The sequence below is a fragment of the Pseudomonas sp. 008 genome (assembly GCF_016861935.1).
GTDB lineage: Bacteria > Pseudomonadota > Gammaproteobacteria > Pseudomonadales > Pseudomonadaceae > Aquipseudomonas.
Window position 1 is genome coordinate 14,245 of the sequence record NZ_BOMA01000019.1, and the last position, 20,740, is coordinate 34,984.

Genomic DNA, 20,740 nt, shown 5'->3' on the forward strand with positions numbered 1-20,740 from the left:
GGGTCCTGCCTCTTCTTAATTCTTTGCGACAGCGGGTTGGGCTGTCGTCGGCGCTACAGGTTCCCGCCAGCCAACGGCAAGGCCGTTGGCGTAGCGCAGATCGATGCGCGCAATGTTCGTAATCTGCTCTTTGAGCGTCTTGTCATAGATGGCAATGAAGCGGCGCATCTTTTCCACCAGGTTGCCGCGTCCCAGCAGCAGTTCGATTCCGGGACCGGCGCTGCCTGCGCCGGTGGTCAGGAACCAGCTGCCTCGTTCACGCAACTCCAGGCGTGCAATCGAGAAGCCCAATGGCCTGAGCATCTGGCTCAGCACCTGGTATTGCTGCATCACTTGTTGCTGGGCCCGCTGCGGGCCGAACAGCTGTGGCAAGTGTTCGTAGTTCGCCAGCTCGCGCGGGGTGAACGCCTGTCCCTGGTTGTTCAACAGCGACTCATCGCCCCAACGGGCCACCGGCAGTTGTTCTTCCAGGCGAATCACTACCTGATCCGGCCACACCCGACGCACTTCGGCGTGGGCAATCCATGGCATCTGTTCAAGCTCGGTGCGCATGCTCGCCAGGTCGATGGTGAAGAAGCTCGACGCCACGTACGGGGCGATCCGCTGCTGCACCGCTTGCTGGCTGATGTAACTCAAGTCGCCCTGCACGGCGATTTTGGTGATCGGCCGGTCAGCGTACGGCAGCAAACGCTGTGCGCCTTCGTAAGTACCGAGCCCCAACGCCACCAGCAGCACGGGCCAGAACAGGCTTTTCAGAAAACCGAAGTTGGCTTTCGGCAGGCGCACGGACATCGGCTCTTTGGCCACCATTCGGCTGGCACCCCGCGGCACCGGCTTGCGGCCGGGTGGTGCGGAGGACTGATGTCTCAGCTGTGCGCCTTGCATGGTCTTACCCTCGTGGCTCGATGCTTGCGGCCAGAATCGCCAGAACCAATTGCTGGAAATCCAGGCCGGCGGCACGGGCCGCCATTGGCACCAGACTGTGATCGGTCATGCCCGGTGCGGTGTTGACTTCCAGGAACCAGAACTGCCCGTCGGCGTCCTGCATCACGTCCGCCCTGCCCCAACCGGCGATACCCAGCGCCTCACAGGCTTTGGCCGTGAGGTCCATGAGTTCCTTTTCTTTGTCGCTGTCCAGGCCGCACGGAATGCGGTACTGGGTATCGTTGGCGATGTACTTGGCGTCGTAGTCGTAGAAACTGTGCGTCGTGCCCAAGGCAATCGGTGGCAACACCTGGTCACGCAGGGTGGCGATGGTGAACTCCGGACCGTGAATCCATTGCTCTACCAACACTTGCGAATCGTAGGTACCGGCCGCTTTCCACGCCTCGATCAACTCGGGCGCGGAAGTCACTTTGGCCATCCCGATACTGGAACCTTCATGGGCCGGTTTGACGATCAACGGGAAGCCCAGTTCCGTGGCCGCCGAAATACAATCGGCCTCGGAGCGCAGTACCGCGTGGCGTGGCGTCGGAATGCCGAGGCTGTGCCAGACCTGCTTGGTGCGCAGTTTGTCCATGGCCAGTGCCGAGGCCAGAATGCCGCTGCCGGTGTACGGAATCCCTGCGCATTCGAGCAGGCCCTGCATGCTGCCGTCTTCACCGCCACGACCGTGGAGGATGATAAAGGCGCGGTCGATTTTTTCGTTCAGCAAGCGCTGCAGCAGGTCATCGCCCACATCAATACCGAACGCGTCCACACCAGCGCTTTGCAGTGCGTCGAGCACCGCGTTACCCGACTTCAGGGACACTTCACGCTCGGCACTCTTGCCGCCGAACAGCACGGCAACGCGACCGAAATCCTTCGGCGCGACAGTGGAGACGAGGTTGGCGTAAGCAGCAGTCATTTCAACTTCCCCTCTACCGGTGCGGCAACGGCCCCGGCGAACAACGGACTGTTCAACAGTTTGGGTGCGAGACCGCCGATATCACCGGCGCCCTGGCACAGCAGAATGTCGCCGGCACGCAGCAGCGGCTTGACGATCGGCGCGAGATCGATACCGCGCTCGATGTAGATCGGGTCGAGCTGACCGCGCTGACGGATGCTGTTGCACAGCTTGCGGCTGTCGGCGCCCGGAATCGGCTCTTCGCCGGCCGGATAGACTTCCATCAGCAGCAGCACGTTGGCGTCGGCCAGCACATTGACGAAATCGTCGTACAGGTCGCGGGTGCGGCTGTAACGGTGCGGCTGGTAGACCATCACCAGACGGCGCTCCGGCCAGCCACCGCGCACGGCTTTGATCACGGCCGCGACTTCGGTCGGGTGGTGACCGTAGTCGTCCACCAGCATCACGTTGCCGTCTTCGACCGGCAATTCGCCGTACACCTGGAAGCGACGGCCAACACCCTGGAACCCGGACAGGCCCTGGACGATGGCTTCATCGCTGACGCCTTCATCAGTGGCAATGCAAATGGTCGCCAGCGCGTTCAGCACGTTGTGGTTGCCCGGCATGTTTACCGAGACATCCAGCGGCTCGCGATCAGGGCGCAGCACGGTGAAGAAAGTCTGCATACCTTGCTGGCGCACATTGATGGCGCGCACGTCAGCGTCATCGCCGAAGCCGTAAGTGACCGTCGGACGCTTCACCAGCGGGAGGATTTCACGCACCACTGGATCGTCCAGGCACACCACCGCCAAACCGTAGAACGGCAGGTTGTGCAGGAACTCGACGAAGGTTTTCTTCAGCTTGTTGAAGTCGCCGTCGTAGGTCGCCATGTGATCGGCGTCGATGTTGGTGACCACGGCCACCAGCGGCTGCAAGTGCAGGAAGCTGGCATCGCTTTCGTCGGCTTCGGCGATCAGGTAGCGGCTGGTACCGAGCTGGGCATTGGTGCCCGCGGCATTCAGACGGCCACCGATGACGAACGTCGGGTCCAGGCCACCGGCGGCGAACACCGAAGCGATCAGGCTGGTGGTGGTGGTTTTGCCGTGAGTACCGGCGACGGCGATGCCGTGGCGGTAGCGCATCAGCTCGGCGAGCATCTCGGCACGCGGCACCACCGGAATCCGGCGTTCCAGCGCGGTCGCGACTTCCGGGTTGGACGTGTTGACGGCGCTCGACACCACCAGCACGTCGGCGGCTGCGGCGTTCTCGGCACGGTGGCCGATGAAAATATGCGCACCAAAAGATTCCAGGCGCTCGGTCACCGGCGAAGCTTTCAGGTCGGAACCGGACACTTGATAGCCCAGGTTCAGCAACACTTCGGCGATACCGCACATACCCACGCCGCCAATTCCGACGAAGTGGATACGACGGATACGGCGCATTTCCGGTTGTGGCATGGCTTTCTTGTTCTCAACCATGGGCCACCTCAAGGCAAGTATCGACCACGTTACGAGTGGCATCGGGTTTGGCCAGGCGGCGTGCCGCGCTGGCCATGTCGTTGAGTCGTTGCGGTTGCATCAAGACCTCTGTCAGGCGAGCGGCAAGGTCCGCTGCGCCAGTCGTTCTTTGCGGCATCAGGAAGGCAGCGCCTTCACGGGCCAAATAATCGGCGTTGCGGGTCTGGTGATCGTCGATCGCGTGGGGCAAAGGCACCAGCATCGAGGGCAGACCGGCGGCCGCCAGTTCACTGATGGTCAGCGCTCCTGCGCGGCACACCACCAGGTCGGCCCAGCCATAGGCTTGGGCCATGTCTTTGATGAATGGCTGCACTTGCGCCTCGACGCCAGCCGCGCGATAGCGCTCTGCAGTCACTTCATCGTGGTTTTTGCCGGCCTGATGGAACACGTCCGGGCGCAGGTCGGGGGCGACTTGCGACAGGGCTTCAGGCAGCAACTTGTTCAACGGCTCTGCGCCCAGGCTTCCACCCAGGATCAGCAAACGCGCCTTGCGACCGGCCAGGGCAGGTCGCGGTGTTTCGAGGAACAGCTCGGTGCGCACCGGGTTACCGGTGGTCCGACGGCTGTCCGACAGGGTAAAGGTGTCGGGGAACGCTTCACAGACTCGGGCGGCCAACGGCACCAGCAACCGATTGGCGGTACCGGCCACGGCGTTCTGCTCGTGAACGATGACCGGCACGCCGGCCAGTCTGGCTGCAACGCCGCCAGGACCAGTCACAAAACCACCAAAGCCGACCACACAGACTGGCCGCAGCTGACGAATGATCGCCCGCGCCTGCCAGATCGACTTGAGCAACATGACCGGCGCCTTGAGCAGGGACAATTTGCCCTTGCCGCGCAAACCGCTGGCGTGGATCCGATGCAATTCAATACCGGCCGCCGGCACCAGATCGTTTTCGATCCCGCGGGGCGTGCCGAGCCAGTGCACGGTGTAGCCACGGGCCTGGAACTCACGCGCACAGGAAAGTGCCGGGAACACATGGCCCCCGGTGCCGCCAGCCATGATCAGTACGTTAGCGCCCATGGTTCGGCTCCTCGGCGAAGTCGCTCTCATGGAATTCCATTTCTTCGCTGCCCAAATGGGTTCGACTCTCCCACTCGATGCGCAGCAACAAGCCAAGACAGGCACAGCAGATCACCAACGAACTGCCGCCATAACTGAGGAATGGCAGGGTCAGACCTTTGGTCGGCAGCAGGCCGACGTTCACGCCGATGTTGATCAGGAACTGGCCGATCCACAGGAACGACAAGCCGTAAGCAACGTAGGCGGCAAAAAACTGTTTGGCTTTCTCGGCCCACAGGCCGATGTACATGCCACGAATACACACGAAGACGAACAGCGCCACCGTGCACAAGGAACCCACGGCCCCGAGTTCTTCAGCCAGCACCGAAAACACGAAGTCGGTGTGGGCTTCCGGCAAGTAGAACTGTTTCTGCACGCTGTTACCCAGGCCGACGCCCAGCCATTCGCCGCGACCGAAAGCGATCAAGGCCTGGGAGAGCTGATAGCCGGCACCGAACTGGTCGGCCCACGGATCGGCAAAGTTGGTCAGACGCGCCATTCGATACGGCTGCATCTGAATCAACAACACCACCGCCGCGACAGCCAGGACCACCATCAGGGAAAACCGGAACAGACCGACTCCGCCGAGGAACAGCATTGCCGCCGCCGCCCCCATCATCACGACGGTGGCACCGAAGTCCGGCTCCATCAGCAACAGACCCGCCATTGGCAACAGCACGATGAACGGCTTGAAGAAGCCCATCCAGCTTTCACGCACTTCTTTCTGACGGCGCACCAGATAACCGGCGAGGTAGATCACCACGAACACCTTGGCGATCTCGGAAGGCTGAACGTTGAAGAAACTGAAGCCGATCCAGCGCATCGAACCGTTCACTTCCCGACCGATCCCCGGGACGATCACCATCACCAGCAAGCCGAACGCACCAAGCAGCATCAGCCAGCCCAGGCGTTGCCAGGTGGCAATCGGAATCATCATGGTGACGATGCAGGCACCCAGGCCCAGCACAACGTAGATCAGGTGGCGAATCATGTAGTACAGGGCGCTGCCCGACTGCACCGCCCCCACCTCGGTCGATGCCGAGGCAATCATGATCAGCCCCAGGCCGAGCAGTGCCAGGCAACCGGCGAGCATCGGGAAATCGAGGTCGATACCGCGCCCGGTGATAAGCGGCGATGGATACGGCTTGATGATGTTCTTCAAGCTCATGCCAGATCCTCCACGGCGCGGACGAACTGGTGACCACGGTCTTCATAGTTCTTGAACATGTCGAAGCTGGCGCAAGCCGGCGACAGCAGCACCGCGTCGCCCTTTTCGGCGATGGCGCGGCATTGCTCGACCGCTTCGATCAGCGAGCCAACGCGAATCAGTGGCACGGCATCGCCGATGGCCTCACCGATCTTGTCGGAATCACGGCCCATCAAAATGACGGCGCGGCAGTTGGCCGCCACCGGATCACGCAAATCCTTGAATTCGGCGCCCTTGCCATCGCCACCGGCGATCAGCACAAGCTTGCCGTCGATGTCCGCCCCCAGGCCTTCGATGGCCGCCAAGGCGGCGCCGACGTTGGTGGCTTTGGAATCGTTGTAGTAGCTCACGCCATCAAGGTCGCGGACCCACTGGCAGCGATGCTCGAGCCCGGCGAAATTACGCAGGGCCGAAAGCATTGCGTCGAACGGCAGGCCCACGGCGTGGCCGAGCGCCAAGGCCGCCAGGGCATTGGACTGGTTATGCGCGCCACGAACTTTCAACTCGCGCACCGGCATCAGGTTCTGGAATTCGAAGGCCAGGTATTTCTCGCCGTTCTCTTCTCGAATGCCGAAGGCCTTGAAGTCGGGTTTGTTCAAACCGAAGGTCCAGCACGGCTGACCTTCACCCATCAGCGGACGGCTCAGGGCGTCCTGACGGTTGACCACAAACTGCCTGGCGCCCCGGAAGATCCGGTGCTTGGCCAAGTGATAGGCCGGCAGACCGCTGTAGCGGTCCATGTGGTCTTCACTGATGTTGAGCACGGTCGCCACTTCGGCGTTGAGCTGATCGGTGGTTTCGAGCTGGAAGCTCGACAGTTCCATCACGTACAGTTCGATGTCGTCGCTGAGCAAATCCAGCGCCGGTGTGCCGAGGTTGCCACCAACGGCAACACGCTTGCCGGCCGCAGCCGCCATCTCGCCGACCAGGGTGGTGACGGTGCTTTTGGCGTTGGAACCGGTAATGGCGACAATCGGCGCTTTCGCGTTACGCGCGAACAGCTCGATGTCGCCGGACATTTTCACGCCACGGGCGGCGGCAGCCTGCAGGGCCGGGGTCGCCAGCGCCAGGCCGGGGCTCACGTAGAGCTCGTCGGCACGGCACAGGAATTCGACGTCCAGCTCGCCACAACGCACTTCCACGTGCGGATAGTCACGCTTGAGCGTGGCCAGTTCCGGTGGATTTTCCCGCGTATCGGCGACAGCAAACGACACGCCCCGGTTCGCCAGGAAGCGAACCAGGGACATGCCGCTCTTGCCGAGGCCGACAACGATGCGGAAGTGGTCAGAAGCGATCAGAGACACTCGTTCTACCTCAGCTTCAGGGTGGCAAGGCCGATCAACACGAGAATCACGGTGATGATCCAGAAACGGACGATCACGCGCGGCTCGGGCCAGCCCTTGAGTTCAAAGTGGTGGTGAATCGGTGCCATGCGGAATACACGGCGACCGGTCAGCTTGAAGGAGGCGACCTGAATGACGACTGACAGGGTCTCCATCACGAACACACCGCCCATGATGAACAGGACGATTTCCTGACGGACGATCACTGCGATGGTGCCCAGGGCCGCACCCAGCGCCAGCGCGCCAACATCGCCCATGAAGACTTGTGCCGGATAGGTGTTGAACCAGAGGAAGCCCAGGCCCGCACCGATCAAGGCGCCGCAGAACACAATCAGCTCACCCGCGCCCGGTACGTAAGGAATCAGCAGGTATTCGGCGAACTTCACGTTACCCGACAGGTAGCAGAAGATCCCCAGGCCACCGCCGACCATCACGGTGGGCATGATCGCCAGACCGTCGAGGCCGTCGGTCAGGTTGACCGCGTTGCTCGAGCCGACAATCACGAAATAGGTCAGGACGATGAAGCCTGCGCCCAGCGGAATGCTGTAGTCCTTGAGCATCGGCAGGATCAGGGTGGTTTCCACCGGCGTCGCGGCAGTCATATAAAGGAAGATCGCCGCACCCAGGCCGAACACCGACTGCCAGAAATACTTCCAGCGGCTCGGAAGGCCGCGGGAGTTTTTCTCGATGACTTTGCGATAGTCGTCAACCCAGCCGATGGCGCCGAACAGCAGGGTCACCAACAACACGACCCAAACGTAACGGTTGGTCAGGTCAGCCCAAAGCAAGGTGCTGACGCCGATGGAGGAAAGAATCAGCGCGCCGCCCATGGTCGGGGTGCCCGACTTCGACAGGTGCGATTGCGGACCGTCGTTGCGAACGGATTGACCGATTTGACGGTTCTGCAGAGTGCGGATCATCCACGGGCCATAGCACAGCGACAAGACCAACGCGGTCAGTACACCGAGAATCCCGCGCAGGGTCAGGTACTGAAAGACCGCGAAGCCTTTGTAGAACTGTTGCAGATACTCCGCTAGCAGCAGCAGCATTAATGTTTCTCCAGACTGGTCCCGCACAAAGCGGCAACGATGTTTTCCATCGCAGCGCTGCGCGAGCCCTTGATCAAAAAGGTAGTGTTTGTGTCCTGCTCGGCTTCCAGGGCCTTGATCAGTTCAGCCTGTGTGCTGAAGTGAAAGGCCTGCTCGCCGAAAGCGTTCACGGCGTGAGCCATCATTGGCCCGACGGCGTAAAGCGCGGAAACCTTGCCGCGGGCGTAATCGCCCACATCGCGGTGCCCCTGCTCTGCCCACGCGCCCAACTCGCCGATATCCCCGAGCACCAAAACGGTGCGGCCGGAAAAGCCGGCGAGTATATCAACGGCGGCGCACATAGAGGTGGGGTTCGCGTTGTATGTGTCATCGATTACGCGCATGCCGTTAGGCGCCAGTTGCGCGACGGTGCGGCCCTTGACCGGTTGCACCGCGCCAAGGCCGGTGGCGATGCCGAACAGCGACACACCCAAGGCATGCGCGGCAGCGGCAGCGGCCATGGCATTGGCCACGTTGTGAGTGCCGAGCAGATTCAGCTGAACCCGCTCCACACCTTCAGGGCCGTGCAGGTTGAACGCCGGGCAACCGCGGGCATCGCGATCCAGGTCGCTGGCATGGAAATCGGCGTTGACGTTGCTCAGGGCAAAAGTCAGCACTTTTCGACCGGCGGCACGGGTCTTCCAGATGTCGAAGGCCTTGTCGTCGAGATTCAGCACAGCGATGCCATCGGCATCCAGCCCTTCGAGAATCTCGCCCTTGGCTTCGACGATTTTTTCCGGCCCGCCGAACTCACCAACGTGGGCAGTCCCGGCGTTGTTGATGATGGCCACGTGGGGTTTGGTCATGGCGACGGTGTAGGCAATCTCGCCAATGCGCGAAGCGCCGAGTTCGATCACGGCGGCGGTGTGTTCCGGCGCCAGTTCGAGCAGGGTCAGCGGTGCGCCGAGGTCATTGTTCAGGTTGCCACGGGTCGCCAGCACCGGACCGCGCGTGCGCAGGATGCTTGCCAGCATTTCCTTGACCGTGGTCTTGCCGCTGGAGCCGGTAACGGCCGCGACCGGCTGAGTGAACGCGGCACGGTTGATCGCGCCCAACTGGCCGAGGGCCTGGCGGGTGTCCTTGACCAGCAGTTGCGGCAGCGAGCTGTCGGCCACTTCGCGCTCGACCAGTGCACCCACGGCGCCTTTGGCGGCGACGTCGTTCAGGTAGTCATGGCCATCGAAACGTGGACCGGCCAGAGCAATAAACAGCTGGCCGGGCTTGATCGCGCGGCTGTCGATGCTGACACCATCAAAGCTGGCATCGACGGAGATCAGACGGGCATTCAGTGCGCCGGTCAGTTCGCTCAGTTTCAAGGCTTTAAGCATGGGCCACCTCCCACGCGGTCAGGGCATGATCGGCCTCGACCAGATCGGAGAAAGCGAGGCGTTCGCCATTGATTTCCTGATAGTCCTCATGACCTTTACCAGCCAGGACAATCACGTCATCCGCCGAAGCGCTGGCGATCAACTGGGCAATCGCCTGGCCACGACCGGCGACGAAGGTGACTTTATCCACAGCGGTGAAACCGGCGCGGATGTCGTCGAAAATCGCGGCGGGGTCTTCGGTGCGCGGGTTGTCGTCGGTGACCAGCACACCATCAGCCAGACGCTCGACCACTTCAGCCATCAGCGGACGCTTGCCGCGATCGCGATCACCGCCGCAACCGAACAGGCACAGCAACCGGCCTTTGGCGTGAGGACGCAGGGCCATCAAGACTTTTTCCAGCGCATCCGGTGTGTGGGCGTAATCGACCACCACCAACGGCTGAGTGCCGCCGCCCAGACGCTGCATGCGACCGGCCGGGCCTTCGAGTTTCGGTAGCACGTTGAGGATTTCGTCCAGCGCGTAGTCCAGACCGAGCAAGGCACCGACCGCGGCCAACACGTTGCTCAGGTTGAAACGGCCGAGCAAGGTGCTGCGCAAATGGTGTTCGCCCTGCGGCGTAACCAGCGTGGCGCGCACGCCCTCGTCACTGAACTGCGCTTCGCGGCAATACAGGTAAGCGCGGGAGTCTTCCAGGCTGTAAGTGATCAGCCGCGACTCACCTTCATCAGCCGCCAGTTGCCGGCCAAAATCGTCGTCGAGGTTGACCACCCGGCACTTCAGATCATTCCAGGCAAACAACTTGGCCTTGGTTTCGCCATAGGCCTGCATAGTGCCGTGGTAATCCAGATGATCACGCGACAGGTTGGTCATCACCGCCACATCGAAGGCCAGCGCGGTTACGCGGCCCTGATCCAGCCCATGGGAAGAGACTTCCATGGCCACGGCTTTGGCACCGGCCTTTTTCAAGTCGGCGAGGGTCGCTTGCACTGCAATCGGATTCGGCGTGGTGTGCAGGCCGCTCTCCAGCGCGCCGTAGAAACCGGAGCCCAGAGTGCCGACGATGCCACAGTGTTGACCGAGCAAATCGAGGGCTTGCGCGACCAATTGGGTCACGCTGGTTTTACCGTTGGTGCCGGTCACGCCGATCAGGTTCATGTGACGGCTCGGGTCGCCGTAAAAGCGCCCGGCGATATCCGACAGCTGCGCCGCCAGGCCTTTGACCGGAATCAGCGGCACGTCGGTAATCGGCAGCACGGTCGCGCCTTCGACTTCATAAGCCACGGCGGCAGCACCGCGCTGCAAGGCGTCGGCGATGTGCGCACGACCGTCGAACTTGCCACCAGGGACCGCAAGGAACAAATCACCTGCCCGTACGTTACGGCTGTCCAGCGCCAATTCGCGGATCAATAGATCATGGCCGGCGTGGGCGAAAATCTTGTTCAGGCTCAGCGACATCAGCCGCGCCCTCCATTAGCTTTCAGCGGAACGACCGGTGCGGCGTTCGCTTGTTGAGTGGCTGGCAGGTTGTCCGGGGTGATGTTCATCAGGCGCAAGGTCCCGGACATCACTTTGCTGAACACCGGCGCCGATACCAGACCACCGAAATAACCGGCCTTGGTCGGTTCGTCGATCACCACCACGATCGCGTAACGCGGGTCGCTCATCGGGCCGAAACCGGCGAACAGCGAGCGGTAGGAGTTCTCGGCGTAGCCTTTGGTTCCGACCGACGTCTTACGCGCAGTACCCGACTTGCCGCCCACGTGATACGCCGGCACCTGCGCACGGAATACGCCGCGCGGGGCTTCGATCACTTGTTGCAGCATGCCTTGCATGGTTTTCGCGACGGCTTCCGGCAGCACCTGAGTGGTTTGCGGCGCCTTGTCGGTTTTGATCAGGGTCAACGGTGCGAGGCGACCATTGTTGGCCAGGGCCGAGAAGGCGTGGACCAACTGGATCGCGGTCACGGAAATACCGTAGCCGTAGGACAGCGTGGCGGTTTCAGCCTTGCGCCATTCGCGGTAGTTCGGCAGGTTGCCGACGCGCTCACCCGGGAAACCCAAGCCGGTGTCCTGGCCGAGGCCAACTTTCTGTGCCAGACGGAAAATCGTTTCGCCGCCGATGTCGAACGCGACCTTACTCATGCCGACGTTACTGGAATTGATCAGGATACCGGTCAGGTCGAGCACCGGACCTTCGGTCTTGGATACGTCCTTGATGGTGTATTTACCAATCTGCAAGCTGCCCGGGTACACCTCGACGGTGTCGCTCGGTTTCCAGCGCCCGGTTTCGATCGCGGCGCTCATGGAGATCGCTTTCATGGTCGAGCCCGGCTCGAACACGTCGATCATTGCGCGGTTGCGCATCATCGCCGGTTGCAGGTTGCGACGGTTGTTCGGGTTGTAGGTCGGCTGGTTGACCATGGCGAGAATCTCGCCGGTCTTCACGTCCATGATCACCAGGCTACCGGCCTTGGCGCCGTTCTCGATGATCGCGTTGCGCAGCTCGCGGTTGGCCAGGTATTGCAGGCGCAGGTCAATGGACAACGCCAAGGGCTTGCCGGCCTTGGCGTTTTTGGTGACCTGGACATCTTTGATCAGCCGGCCGCGCCGGTCCTTGATGACCTGTCGCTTGCCGGGCACCCCGGCCAGCCATTCGTCGTAGGCTAGCTCGACGCCTTCGCGCCCGTGATCGTCGATGTCGGTAAAGCCGACCATGTGGGCAGTGACTTCACCGGCGGGGTAGAAACGCCGGAACTCTTCGATGCCATAAACGCCCGGCACTTTCAGATCGAGCACAGCCTGGCCCTGCTCGGGAGTCAGCCCGCGCACCAGGTAGATGAATTCTTTGTTGGCCTGGGCTTCGAGACGTTCGGCCAGGGCTTTGGGATCCTGCCCCAGGGCAGCCGCCAGTGCCGGCCATTTCTCTTTGGCCAGTTGCATTTCCTTGGCGTTGGCCCACAGCGTGGTGACCGGGGTACTCACGGCCAACGGCTCGCCGTTACGGTCGGTGATCAGACCACGGTGAGCCGGAATTGGAATATGACGGACACTGCGCGCGTCGCCCTGACCTTTAAGGAAGTCACGGTCGACCACTTGCAGATCAATGATGCGCCAGGAAATCGCCGCCACCATGATGCCGAGCAAGCCCAGCACCAGACGGAATCGCCACGGGAAGAGTGCGCCTTCGAGTTTCATCATGGCGCCACCATCTGCACTTCAGCAGCGCCAGGAATACGCATCTTCAGTTGCTCGGTCGCCAACACTTCGATACGGCTGTGGGCGGTCCAGGTGCTTTGTTCGAGAATCAACCGGCCCCACTCCGCCTGCGCCTTGTCGCGCACGCTCAATTCGTTGTACAGCGAATTCAACAGCTGACGGTTCCAGTGGGCGCTATAGGACACGCCGATGGCCGATACGAGCACACCGATAAACAGCAGCAGCATGAAAAAGCTTCCGCCGGGAAGTGGTTTGGCGAAAAGCTTGCTCACCGCAGTTTCTCCGCGACGCGCATGATGGCGCTACGGGAACGTGGGTTGGCTTTGAGTTCGGCCTCGGAGGCGGACTGCGCTTTGCCATGGACTTTGATTTTCGGTTCGAAGGCGACGTGACGGACCGGCAAGTTGCGCGGCAAGTTGTCGGCTTCGCCTTTCACCAGTTTGCGCATGAACAGTTTGACGATGCGGTCTTCCAGCGAGTGGAAGCTGATCACCACCAGGCGACCGCCGACTTCCAGGCACTCCAGCGCGGCTTCAAGACCGGTTTCCAGATCGCCCAGTTCGTTGTTGACGTGAATACGCAGCCCCTGGAATGCACGGGTGGCCGGGTTCTTGCCCTTTTCCCATGCAGGGTTGGCGACTTTCAGCACTTCTGCCAGATCGGCAGTGCGCTCGAACGGCTTGATGTTACGACGTTCGGCCACGGCACGCGCCATGCGGCCGGAGAAACGTTCTTCGCCGTATTCCTTGAACACCCGGGCGATTTCTTCCACCGGCGCGGTATTGACGAACTCGGCGGCGCTGATCCCGCGGGACGGGTCCATGCGCATGTCCAACGGACCGTCGTTGAGAAAACTGAAGCCGCGCTCAGGGTCGTCGAGCTGCGGCGAAGATACGCCGAGGTCAAGCAGAACGCCGCTGACCTTGCCGGCCAGACCGCGTTCGGCGACTTCCGAACCGAGTTCGGCAAAGCTGCGCTGTACAACGACAAAGCGGCCGTCTTCGGCCGCTAGCGTTTGCCCGGTGGCAATCGCTTGAGGATCTTTGTCGAACCCGAGCAACCGACCATCGGGCCCGAGCTTGCTGAGAATCAACCGGCTATGTCCGCCGCGTCCGAACGTGCCGTCCAGATAGCAGCCATCAGGACGTACGGCGAGAGCCTCGACAGCTTCGTCAAGCAGTACGGTGATGTGGTTAAAGCCGCTATCAATAGTCACAGGATCAAATCACGCAGTTCATCAGGCATGGCGCCCGGTTGTTGAATAGCAGCCAGGTCAGCGGCAGAAACCGCATTCCAGGCATCCTCGTCCCACAATTGGAACTTGTTCAGTTGGCCTACCAACATTGCGCGCTTATCCAACTTGGCATATTCGCGAAGACGCGGCGGGACCAGAAAACGACCACTGCCATCGAGCTCGAGGTCGACGGCATTACCAATCAGTAAACGTTGCAGGCGGCGGTTTTCTTCGCGAAGCGAAGGCAGTGCGCGCAGTTTGGTTTCGATAATTTCCCACTCATCGAGGGGATAAACACACAAACACGGATCAACGGCATCAATGGTGACGATTAATTGACCGGAACTACGCGAAACGAGCTCGTCACGGTACCGGCTCGGCATGGCGAGACGGCCCTTTGCATCGAGACTGATAGCGTTAGCTCCGCGAAACACGTCAGCGTTTCTCCAAATATTAGCGTTTTGCGCTCAAAAAACCCACTTCATGCCACTTTCCGCCACTTGCGCACACTATAGGAATGCGCCCACCACACCGTCAAGGCGCGGATAGAAGGAAAAGCCTTACAGAACGGAGATTTAGGAGTGCAAAAGGAGGGGAAACGAGAATCTGGCGGATGAATTTGTTCAATAACTTGAATCAGCACAGAAGGCTGCGTTCAGAAGTTAAAGTAGTTTGTTAAGAGTAAGATTTTTTCGGTATTACAAAAGCGCTTCTGCTATTGATTCAGCAGGGAGGGAAATTGCCATTACGCATATCGCTGTCAATGATTGAAGCAGAGAGAAAAAAAGGTGGAGAGTCGATCTGTAAGCCGGGTTCTGTCTTGAACAGTCATTCGTCTACGATGGCCATCACTGGACATCTTTAGCAACCTACCCGGTCCCAGCGCGGGCCACGCCTTGGGACCCTATTTGGTCTTGCTCCAAGTGGGGTTTACCTAGCCACGAACTGTTGCCAGACGTGCGGTGCGCTCTTACCGCACCTTTTCACCCTTACCGGCGCCGAAGCGCTTAGGCGGTTATTTTCTGTGGCACTTTCCGTAGGCTCACGCCTCCCAGGCATTACCTGGCACTTCGCCCTATGGAGCCCGGACTTTCCTCCCCCCCCTAATTTTCATAGAGGGCAGCGACTGTCCGATCGACTCTCCGCCGCGAAGATTAACGGCAGAGCGGTCGAAGAACAAGCTCTAAAAGCCTCTGGCCGGCGCTGCGCGTCGCTTTTTTACTCGCCCTTCTGCTTATCCAGCGCAACCTGATAGAGCACATTCTTGCGCTCGCCAGTAATTTGCGCCGCCAATGCCGCCGCACGCTTGAGCGGCATTTCTTCAAGCAGCAGATTGAGAATACGCATGGCTTCGCTGCTGACAGCGTCCTCAGTCTCGGGAGCAGACCAGCCAGCGACCAGCACTACGCACTCGCCGCGCTGCTGGTTGCTGTCCGATTCGACGAACTCGCGCAACTCGGCCAGCGGCAAGCCTTTAAGGGTTTCGAAGGTCTTGGTCAGCTCACGCGCCAGCAATGCCGGACGATCGGCGCCGAACACCAGCTCCATGTCTTGCAGGCATTCAAGGATGCGGTGTGGAGCCTCATAAAAAATCAGTGTGCGCGGCTCTTCTTTTATCAGCTCCAGGCGAGCGCGTCGGCCGACAGCCTTGGCCGGTAGAAACCCTTCGAAGATGAAGCGGTCCGATGGCAACCCCGCCGCCGAGAGCGCCGCAATCAATGCACAGGCCCCCGGAACCGGCACCACATTGATCCCTGCGGCACGGGCCTGACGCACCAGGTGATAACCCGGATCGGAAATCAGCGGCGTCCCGGCATCGGAGATCAATGCCACATCGTCGCCAGCGAGCAAGCGAGTGATAAAGCGGCTGCCTTCATCCCTCTCGTTGTGTTCATGGCAGGCCGCCAGCGGCGTGGGGATGCCGAAGTGCTGCATCAATCGCTGGGAATGGCGAGTGTCTTCGGCAGCAATCAACGAAACCTCGCGCAGGATCTTCAGCGCACGCGCACTGATATCGTCCAGGTTGCCGATGGGCGTCGCCACCACATAAAGCGAGCCAGCAGCGGAATTCAAAGCACCTGGAGCAGTCAAAGCGCACACCTCATGATCGGTAAAAGCCGCCATTGTAGCGCGTAGCGACATTCGCGATACCTGCAAGCAACCCTCGGTTTTCCAGCCTTTTGTGCAGTGTCGCAACATTTGCATGAGCTAAATTGATCGATTCACGCCAGTAACATCGCGCCCCGGCCAGCGCTTGGGTACAATTCCACGCTTATTTGATCGAGTATCAGGAACACTTACATGATCGCTTGCCTGCGGCTGTTCTCTGCCCTCTGCCTCGCTGCCTTGCTGGCGGCTTGCGCCAGCTCGCCCTCCTCCAGCCTTGGCGAACTTCCACGGACCCCGGATGCCAGTGTCGAGCAACTGCTCGAACAGGCCACTCAAAGTAAAACGCCGGACAAGGCAGCCTTGCTGCGCTTGAGCGCGGCAGACCTGGCTTATCGTCAGGGCAATGCCGGTCAATCCGCGCAAATCCTGCAACAAGTACCGATGGAACAACTCAAGCCTGGCCAACAGGTCTTCGCCAGCACCCTGGCGGCTGAATTGGCCATGGTGCGCAATCAGCCCAAAGCGGCGCTGACGGCCCTGAACCATCCGAGCCTGCAACGCCTGAGCGAACTGCCAGCCGAACAACAGGTTCGCACCGGCACCGTCCATGCCCGCGCCCTTGAGGCCGACGGCCAGACCCTGGCCGCCGCACGGGAGCGCATTTTCATCGCCCCCATGCTGAGCGATCAAGCTGCGAGCAAAAACCACGAAGCGATCTGGACCCTGATCGCTTCACTGCCGACCGATCAATTGCAGCCGACCACCGACGACGACCTCGGCGGCTGGTTGAGCCTGGCCCGGGCAGTGAAAACAGCCGGCACCCTGGAACAGCAGCAAGCCGCGATCGACAACTGGCGCGCGAACAATCCAAAGCACCCGGCCGCCATCCAGCTGCCGCTGCCATTGACCAAACTCAAGGATCTGGCCAGCCAGCCCCTGAGCAAGATTGCCCTGCTGCTGCCGCAAGACGGCCCGCTGGCCTCGGTTGGCAAAGCATTGCGCGAAGGCTTCATGGCCGCACACTACCAGGCGCAACAAGCCGGGCAGAAGCCGCCAGCCATCGAGTTCTATGACAGCTCGCGCCTGACCTCCCTCGACGAGTTCTATCGCAAGGCCCAGGCTGACGGCGTGCAATTGGTGGTCGGGCCGCTGGAAAAGCCGCTGGTCAAACAGCTCAGCGCTCGCCCGCAACTGCCAATCACCACCCTGGCGCTGAACTACAGCGAAGGCGAACAAGGTCCGGCCCAGCTGTTCCAATTCGGCCTTGCCGCTGAAGACGAAGCCCGCGAAGTATCCCGTCGTGCGCGCGCCGATGGCTTGCATCGCGCCGCCATCATGGTGCCGAAAGGCGAATGGGGTGACCGCGTACTCAGAGCATTCAGCCAGGATTGGCAAGCCAACGGCGGCAGCATTGTCGCGACCGAGCGCGTCGACCAACCGGTGCAACTGGCCCAGCAAATTGCCGACATGTTCCAGCTGCGTCAGAGCGAAGGCCGCGCCAAGAGCCTGCAAAACACCGTTGGCTCGCAGGTAGCCGCCCAGCCTTCGCGTCGTCAGGACATCGAGTTCATCTTCCTGGCCGCGACGCCGCAACAGGCTCAACAGATCAAACCGACCCTGAACTTCCAGTACGCGGGTGACGTGCCGGTTTACGCCACTTCCCACGTATTCAGCGCCAGCGGCGACCAGAACCAGTACAACGACATGAACGGTATTCGCTTCTGCGAAACCCCATGGCTGCTGGATGCCAACGACCCGCTGCGCAAACAAGTCACCGCACAATGGCCACAAGCCGCTGGCAGCCTGGGCCGTCTATACGCGATGGGCGTTGACGCCTATCGCCTGGCACCACGCCTGGGGCAACTCAAGGCCTTGCCGGACAGCCGCATCGAAGGTCAATCGGGCAGCCTGGGCATGACTCAGAATCAACGGGTAGTGCGTCAGTTGCCATGGGCACAGTTCGTCAGCGGTCAGGTTCAACGCCTGCCGGACACCTCACGCTGATGCCCGACAGGTCACGCCAGCAGAGCGGCAAGGATGCCGAGCGCCATGCGCTCGAGCATCTTCAGCAACAAGGTCTGCGCCTGCTGGCGCAGAACTGGTTATGTAAACGCGGCGAGCTTGATCTGGTCATGCTTGATGGCGATACAGTAGTATTCGTCGAAGTCCGATACAGAAAAAACACCCAATGGGGTGGCGCGCTCGATAGCATCGATGAGCGCAAACGGCAGAAACTGATTTTCGCCGCGCAGTACTTTCTTCAGCGCGAGTCGCGTTGGGCCAATTCCCCTTGCCGCTTCGACGTGGTTGCCATCGACAGCAACCTTGATCAGTTGAACTGGTTGCAGAATGCCTTCGACAGCTGATCGCTTGCGCCCCGAACCGGACACCTTCACCCAACACTTTTGCTCTTTGCTTTGCGGGCTGCACATTCATGTGCCGAGTAGCCGCGCTAATTAAGGTCACACAGATGGACATGCAATCGCGAATTCGCCAGCTTTTTCAGGCCAGTATCGACACCAAGCAACAGGCGATGGACGTACTTGCACCGCACATCGAGCAAGCCAGCCAGGTCATGGTCAACGCCCTGCTCAACGAGGGCAAAATGCTGTCCTGCGGCAACGGCGGTTCCGCCGGTGACGCACAGCACTTCTCGTCCGAACTGCTCAACCGTTTCGAGCGCGAGCGCCCGAGTCTGCCGGCCATCGCGCTGACCACCGACAGCTCGACGATCACCTCGATCGCCAACGACTACAGCTACAACGAAATCTTCTCCAAACAGATCCGCGCCCTCGGCCAACCGGGTGACGTATTGCTGGCCATTTCCACCAGCGGCAACTCGGCGAATATTATTCAAGCGATCCAGGCCGCACATGATCGCGAAATGATTGTCGTAGCATTGACGGGTCGTGATGGCGGCGGCATGGCGTCACTGCTTTTGCCGGAGGACGTCGAGATTCGCGTACCGGCCAACGTCACGGCACGTATTCAGGAAGTCCACCTGCTGGCGATCCATTGCCTTTGCGATCTGATCGACAGCCAACTGTTCGGGAGTGAAGAATGACCCCTAATCGCCTAGGCCTTCTGGCCTTGACCCTGTGCCTCGGCATCAGCGGCTGCACCTCGGTGGTTAACGCCAGCCGTGAAGCGCCGATCGACGATGATCGCGGCACCCGCACCTTCGGCAGCAAAATCGACGACTCCCTGATCGAAACCAAGGCCGGTGTAAACATCGCCAAGGCCGATCCGGACCTGGACAACAACTCGCACATCGTCGTCACCAGCTTCAACGGCGTGGTGCTGCTGGCCGGGCAAACTCCACGCGCCGACCTCAAGGCCAAGGCCGAACAGGTTGCCGCCTCCGTTCAGCGCGTGAAGAAGGTGCACAACGAACTGCAAGTGCTACAGCCCTCCTCGCTGCTGGCACGCCAGAACGACACTTGGCTGACCACCAAGATCAAGACTCAGATGCTCACCGATCCCTCCATCCCGGGCTCGCGCATCAAGGTTGTGACCGAAAACGGCATCGTTTATCTGCTCGGCCTGCTGACCAAGCAGGAAGCGGCGCAGGCGACCAATCTGGTGCAAGGCGTTTCTGGCGTGCAGAAGATTGTGAAGCTGTTTGAGTACATCGACTGATACATCCCTCCTGCAGCAATAAAAAAAGGCGATCCATCCGGATCGCCTTTTTTATTACTTCACCACTTTCAAACTGGGTCGACCGCTGGGACGCGGCGGCTCGCTGTCGGGTGGCGGGATATCATCATCCGGCTCGATCTCTTCCTCGTCATCCAGAGGCGATTCCATATCGAACACCATGCCTTGGCCGTTCTCCCGAGCGTAAATGCCCAGGATCGATGCGATAGGCACGTACAGGGTGTGCGGCACGCCACCGAAGCGCCCTTCGAAACTGACCGCCTCGTTATCCATGTGCAAATGACGCACGGCTGCCGGGGATACGTTCAGGACAATCTGCCCGTCACTGGCAAAACCCTGAGGCACCTGTACCGACGGATACTCGGAATTGACCAGCATGTGCGGGGTGCAATCGTTGTCCACAATCCACTCGTAGAGCGCGCGGACCAGATAAGGTCGACTGGAGTTCATAGCGGCTCCTTAAGCCTTAGCGCATATCGCGTTCGACACCAGACAGACTCGCCTGGAAAGCCTCACGCGCAAACTGGCGCTCCATGTAATCAAGCAGCGGCTTGGCAGGCCGCGGCAGTTCTATACCCAGAATCGGCAATCGCCAGAGTATTGGTAGTAGGCAGCAATCCACCAGACTTTGTTCCTCACTGAGGAAAAACGGCTTGTCGGCGAATAGCGGCGACACGCCTGTCAGGCTTTCGCGCAGCTCTTTACGAGCCACCACGCGAGCTGCTTCCTTGGTCCGCGAATCCAGAATCAGATCCACCAGGCCACACCAGTCACGCTGAATGCGATGAATCAGCAGGCGGCTGTTGGCACGCGCCACAGGATAAACCGGCAGTAGTGGCGGATGCGGGTAACGCTCATCCAGATATTCCATCACCACGGTCGACTCCCACAACGCCAGATCACGATCGACCAGGGTGGGCAGGCTTCCGTAAGGGTTCACTTCAATCAGTTTAGGCGGCTGACGACCAGCCTCCACGTAAATGATCTCGGCGCTGACACCCTTCTCTGCAAGTACGATGCGCACTCGGTGGGAATAGTGGTCGGCGGGGTCGGAGTAACAGGCCAACCGATTGGTCACGCCCATGGCGGTCCTCCTCGCTTGTTGAAATTATCGGAAACGGAAAAACACGCGCGCCCAGAGGGCGCCTCCCGT

General features: G+C 60.6%; 20 protein-coding genes and 1 other RNA gene. 4 read left to right on the forward strand and 17 right to left on the reverse strand.

Annotation, left to right across the window (positions count from 1 at the left end; all coding sequences use genetic code 11):
- Window positions 1–15 precede the first annotated feature (15 nt).
- The 15 genes from JUI81_RS28950 to rsmI all read right to left on the reverse strand — a co-directional run bounded on the left by JUI81_RS28950 (window position 16) and on the right by rsmI (window position 15,945).
- Complete coding sequence (locus JUI81_RS28950) at window positions 16–885, reverse strand: cell division protein FtsQ/DivIB (protein WP_204125516.1); 870 nt, start codon at window positions 883–885, stop codon at window positions 16–18.
- Window positions 886–889: 4 nt separating this feature from the next.
- Window positions 890–1,846: a D-alanine--D-alanine ligase gene (locus JUI81_RS28955; RefSeq protein WP_019582350.1), complete on the reverse strand. Its 957-nt coding sequence runs from the start codon at window positions 1,844–1,846 to the stop codon at window positions 890–892.
- Complete coding sequence (gene murC / locus JUI81_RS28960; RefSeq protein ID WP_019582351.1) at window positions 1,843–3,303, reverse strand: UDP-N-acetylmuramate--L-alanine ligase; 1,461 nt, start codon at window positions 3,301–3,303, stop codon at window positions 1,843–1,845. The genes JUI81_RS28955 and murC overlap by 4 nt, the downstream gene beginning before the upstream one ends.
- Window positions 3,296–4,366 carry an undecaprenyldiphospho-muramoylpentapeptide beta-N-acetylglucosaminyltransferase gene (gene murG / locus JUI81_RS28965; protein ID WP_018930134.1) on the reverse strand — a complete coding sequence of 357 codons (1,071 nt, stop codon included), beginning with the start codon at window positions 4,364–4,366 and terminating at the stop codon, window positions 3,296–3,298. The genes murC and murG overlap by 8 nt, the downstream gene beginning before the upstream one ends.
- Window positions 4,356–5,573: a putative lipid II flippase FtsW gene (gene ftsW / locus JUI81_RS28970; RefSeq protein WP_019582352.1), complete on the reverse strand. Its 1,218-nt coding sequence runs from the start codon at window positions 5,571–5,573 to the stop codon at window positions 4,356–4,358. The genes murG and ftsW overlap by 11 nt, the downstream gene beginning before the upstream one ends.
- A complete protein-coding gene (gene murD / locus JUI81_RS28975; RefSeq protein WP_018930132.1) occupies window positions 5,570–6,916 on the reverse strand; it encodes a UDP-N-acetylmuramoyl-L-alanine--D-glutamate ligase in 1,347 nt (448 codons plus the stop codon). The genes ftsW and murD overlap by 4 nt, the downstream gene beginning before the upstream one ends.
- A 5-nt stretch (window positions 6,917–6,921) precedes the next feature.
- Entirely contained in the window at window positions 6,922–8,004 is a 1,083-nt protein-coding gene (gene mraY / locus JUI81_RS28980) for a phospho-N-acetylmuramoyl-pentapeptide-transferase (protein WP_008016698.1), read from the reverse strand.
- The gene (murF, locus tag JUI81_RS28985; RefSeq protein ID WP_019582353.1) at window positions 8,004–9,371 is read right to left on the reverse strand and encodes a UDP-N-acetylmuramoyl-tripeptide--D-alanyl-D-alanine ligase; all 1,368 of its coding nucleotides are present in this window, start codon (window positions 9,369–9,371) and stop codon (window positions 8,004–8,006) included. The genes mraY and murF overlap by 1 nt, the downstream gene beginning before the upstream one ends.
- The gene (locus tag JUI81_RS28990) at window positions 9,364–10,827 is read right to left on the reverse strand and encodes a UDP-N-acetylmuramoyl-L-alanyl-D-glutamate--2,6-diaminopimelate ligase (RefSeq protein ID WP_096481075.1); all 1,464 of its coding nucleotides are present in this window, start codon (window positions 10,825–10,827) and stop codon (window positions 9,364–9,366) included. Before JUI81_RS28990 ends, murF begins: the two co-directional genes overlap by 8 nt.
- Window positions 10,827–12,566 (reverse strand): penicillin-binding protein 2, encoded by a 1,740-nt coding sequence (locus JUI81_RS28995; protein ID WP_019651807.1) that lies wholly within the window; start codon window positions 12,564–12,566, stop codon window positions 10,827–10,829. Before JUI81_RS28995 ends, JUI81_RS28990 begins: the two co-directional genes overlap by 1 nt.
- Window positions 12,566–12,859 carry a cell division protein FtsL gene (gene ftsL / locus JUI81_RS29000; protein ID WP_003205353.1) on the reverse strand — a complete coding sequence of 98 codons (294 nt, stop codon included), beginning with the start codon at window positions 12,857–12,859 and terminating at the stop codon, window positions 12,566–12,568. The genes JUI81_RS28995 and ftsL overlap by 1 nt, the downstream gene beginning before the upstream one ends.
- Entirely contained in the window at window positions 12,856–13,803 is a 948-nt protein-coding gene (rsmH, locus tag JUI81_RS29005) for a 16S rRNA (cytosine(1402)-N(4))-methyltransferase RsmH (protein WP_374707280.1), read from the reverse strand. The genes ftsL and rsmH overlap by 4 nt, the downstream gene beginning before the upstream one ends.
- Complete coding sequence (mraZ, locus tag JUI81_RS29010) at window positions 13,800–14,255, reverse strand: division/cell wall cluster transcriptional repressor MraZ (RefSeq protein WP_003205355.1); 456 nt, start codon at window positions 14,253–14,255, stop codon at window positions 13,800–13,802. Before mraZ ends, rsmH begins: the two co-directional genes overlap by 4 nt.
- Window positions 14,256–14,609: 354 nt before the next feature.
- Window positions 14,610–14,963, reverse strand: an RNA gene (gene rnpB, locus JUI81_RS29015) — RNase P RNA component class A.
- A gap of 76 nt (window positions 14,964–15,039) precedes the next feature.
- Window positions 15,040–15,945, reverse strand: a complete 906-nt coding sequence (gene rsmI, locus JUI81_RS29020) for a 16S rRNA (cytidine(1402)-2'-O)-methyltransferase (protein WP_018930125.1) — start codon at window positions 15,943–15,945, stop codon at window positions 15,040–15,042.
- A 177-nt stretch (window positions 15,946–16,122) separates the two neighbouring features.
- On the opposite strand from rsmI, the gene JUI81_RS29025 reads away from it, so the two are divergent.
- The 4 genes from JUI81_RS29025 (at window position 16,123) to JUI81_RS29040 (ending at window position 19,569) form a co-directional block, all read left to right on the forward strand.
- The gene (locus tag JUI81_RS29025) at window positions 16,123–17,934 is read left to right on the forward strand and encodes a penicillin-binding protein activator (RefSeq protein ID WP_028939848.1); all 1,812 of its coding nucleotides are present in this window, start codon (window positions 16,123–16,125) and stop codon (window positions 17,932–17,934) included.
- Window positions 17,934–18,296, forward strand: coding sequence for a YraN family protein (locus tag JUI81_RS29030; RefSeq protein WP_019582357.1), 363 nt, complete (start codon window positions 17,934–17,936; stop codon window positions 18,294–18,296). Before JUI81_RS29025 ends, JUI81_RS29030 begins: the two co-directional genes overlap by 1 nt.
- Window positions 18,297–18,400: 104 nt before the next feature.
- Window positions 18,401–18,994: a phosphoheptose isomerase gene (locus tag JUI81_RS29035; protein ID WP_007904374.1), complete on the forward strand. Its 594-nt coding sequence runs from the start codon at window positions 18,401–18,403 to the stop codon at window positions 18,992–18,994.
- Window positions 18,991–19,569 (forward strand): BON domain-containing protein, encoded by a 579-nt coding sequence (locus tag JUI81_RS29040; protein ID WP_019582358.1) that lies wholly within the window; start codon window positions 18,991–18,993, stop codon window positions 19,567–19,569. The genes JUI81_RS29035 and JUI81_RS29040 overlap by 4 nt, the downstream gene beginning before the upstream one ends.
- Window positions 19,570–19,623: 54 nt before the next feature.
- On the opposite strand, the gene JUI81_RS29045 is transcribed toward JUI81_RS29040, so the two are convergent.
- The gene (locus tag JUI81_RS29045) at window positions 19,624–20,037 is read right to left on the reverse strand and encodes a ClpXP protease specificity-enhancing factor (protein WP_007939829.1); all 414 of its coding nucleotides are present in this window, start codon (window positions 20,035–20,037) and stop codon (window positions 19,624–19,626) included.
- Between the two features lie 16 nt (window positions 20,038–20,053).
- Window positions 20,054–20,671: a glutathione S-transferase N-terminal domain-containing protein gene (locus JUI81_RS29050; RefSeq protein ID WP_007939828.1), complete on the reverse strand. Its 618-nt coding sequence runs from the start codon at window positions 20,669–20,671 to the stop codon at window positions 20,054–20,056.
- Window positions 20,672–20,740: the final 69 nt, after the last annotated feature.

Excerpts from the sequence above, each read along its gene's own strand:
- JUI81_RS29025 (WP_028939848.1), top strand. The coding sequence starts at position 16,123 with ATGATCGCTTGCCTGCGGCTGTTCTCTGCCCTCTGCCTCGCTGCCTTG.
- JUI81_RS28995 (WP_019651807.1), bottom strand. The coding sequence starts at position 12,566 with ATGAAACTCGAAGGCGCACTCTTCCCGTGGCGATTCCGTCTGGTGCTG.
- rsmI (WP_018930125.1), bottom strand. The coding sequence starts at position 15,945 with ATGGCGGCTTTTACCGATCATGAGGTGTGCGCTTTGACTGCTCCAGGT.
- JUI81_RS29030 (WP_019582357.1), top strand. The coding sequence starts at position 17,934 with ATGCCCGACAGGTCACGCCAGCAGAGCGGCAAGGATGCCGAGCGCCAT.
- mraY (WP_008016698.1), bottom strand. The coding sequence starts at position 8,004 with ATGCTGCTGCTGCTAGCGGAGTATCTGCAACAGTTCTACAAAGGCTTC.
- murG (WP_018930134.1), bottom strand. The coding sequence starts at position 4,366 with ATGGGCGCTAACGTACTGATCATGGCTGGCGGCACCGGGGGCCATGTG.
- murC (WP_019582351.1), bottom strand. The coding sequence starts at position 3,303 with ATGGTTGAGAACAAGAAAGCCATGCCACAACCGGAAATGCGCCGTATC.
- JUI81_RS29045 (WP_007939829.1), bottom strand. The coding sequence starts at position 20,037 with ATGAACTCCAGTCGACCTTATCTGGTCCGCGCGCTCTACGAGTGGATT.
- ftsW (WP_019582352.1), bottom strand. The coding sequence starts at position 5,573 with ATGAGCTTGAAGAACATCATCAAGCCGTATCCATCGCCGCTTATCACC.
- JUI81_RS29050 (WP_007939828.1), bottom strand. The coding sequence starts at position 20,671 with ATGGGCGTGACCAATCGGTTGGCCTGTTACTCCGACCCCGCCGACCAC.
- murF (WP_019582353.1), bottom strand. The coding sequence starts at position 9,371 with ATGCTTAAAGCCTTGAAACTGAGCGAACTGACCGGCGCACTGAATGCC.
- JUI81_RS28950 (WP_204125516.1), bottom strand. The coding sequence starts at position 885 with ATGCAAGGCGCACAGCTGAGACATCAGTCCTCCGCACCACCCGGCCGC.
- JUI81_RS29040 (WP_019582358.1), top strand. The coding sequence starts at position 18,991 with ATGACCCCTAATCGCCTAGGCCTTCTGGCCTTGACCCTGTGCCTCGGC.
- JUI81_RS28990 (WP_096481075.1), bottom strand. The coding sequence starts at position 10,827 with ATGTCGCTGAGCCTGAACAAGATTTTCGCCCACGCCGGCCATGATCTA.
- JUI81_RS28955 (WP_019582350.1), bottom strand. The coding sequence starts at position 1,846 with ATGACTGCTGCTTACGCCAACCTCGTCTCCACTGTCGCGCCGAAGGAT.
- JUI81_RS29035 (WP_007904374.1), top strand. The coding sequence starts at position 18,401 with ATGGACATGCAATCGCGAATTCGCCAGCTTTTTCAGGCCAGTATCGAC.